Source organism: Vibrio sp. Y176 (genome assembly GCF_033438945.1).
This window is the reverse complement of sequence record NZ_JAWOQS010000136.1, coordinates 1-1,028: the sequence shown is the minus strand read 5'-3', so window position 1 is coordinate 1,028 and position 1,028 is coordinate 1. Positions and strand designations below refer to the sequence as shown.

The following is a 1,028-nucleotide window of genomic DNA, read 5'->3' as shown; positions in this document are numbered from 1 at the left end:
AAGATTCACACTGGGCCATTCGTACTTCTTCGTCTTGGCGCGAGTCGATTATTCAAACTGTTGAGCGTGATATTTCTCGCCTTGAGCACTTTGCTCTAATCAAAGCACTGGCTTTTGCTGATCGCACTGGGCTTACCAAAGAGGATTGGCAGTCTCTGCGTGACAGCGGACTACTGCATCTTGTATCAATTTCTGGTCTACACATTGGGATGGCATTGACGTTTGGGCTCGCCCTTGGTGGGCTTATTCGGCTTGTTATGCCGCGATATTGGTTTCTGCCATCAGTGAGTGGGTTGGCGTTTGCCATTGTTTACGCTTGGCTTGCTGATTTTTCTTTGCCGACGACCCGAGCCGTTTCTGTTTGTATCATCTATATTGCTTTGAAGTATTGGCTTGTTCATTGGAGTCCATGGCGCGTACTGTTATTGGCTGTGGCGTTGCAACTTTTCTTCCAACCTTTTGCTTCTTTTAGTTTGAGTTTTTGGCTGTCTTATTTATCCGTTGGTGCCGTTTTGTTTGCGGTTAACACAGTGCAAGACTCGAAGGAAGGTCGTTTGGGAAAGTTGCGGATACTTCTGTTGACTCAACTGATACTGAGCTTATTGATTGTCCCGATCAGTGGCTATTTTTTCTCTGGATTTAGCTGGTCTTCTTTAGTCTACAATTTGGTTTTCATTCCTTGGTTTGGCTTTGTTGTCGTTCCAATCATGTTTGCTGCTTTAATTGCGTCATTGCTCTTTCCTATGTTGGCGACGGTTCTATGGTGTTTGCTTGACGTGTTCCTTGTACCACTAAGTTGGTCGGTTCGATATGCCATAGGAACTTGGCAACCCCTTAGTGCCGAGTGGACATTTGTTATTGCTGTAGTGAGTGCCGTGCTCGTTTTAAGACATGTTATGCCTCGTTACGTTTGGATGTTTGTCTGTGTAATTGTTGTGATGACAGGGTTGTTTCCTAAGCAAGATAACCAAACTTGGCGTATTGATGTGCTTGATGTCGGGCATGGGTTGGCGGTGCTGGTTGAAAAA

General features: G+C 45.2%; 1 protein-coding gene. It reads left to right on the top strand.

Going from position 1 to position 1,028, the window contains the following annotated elements; all coding sequences use genetic code 11:
- Window positions 1-1,028 (top strand): ComEC/Rec2 family competence protein (locus R7O13_RS24640; protein ID WP_318304906.1); only part of this gene is annotated, 1,028 nt, incomplete at both ends.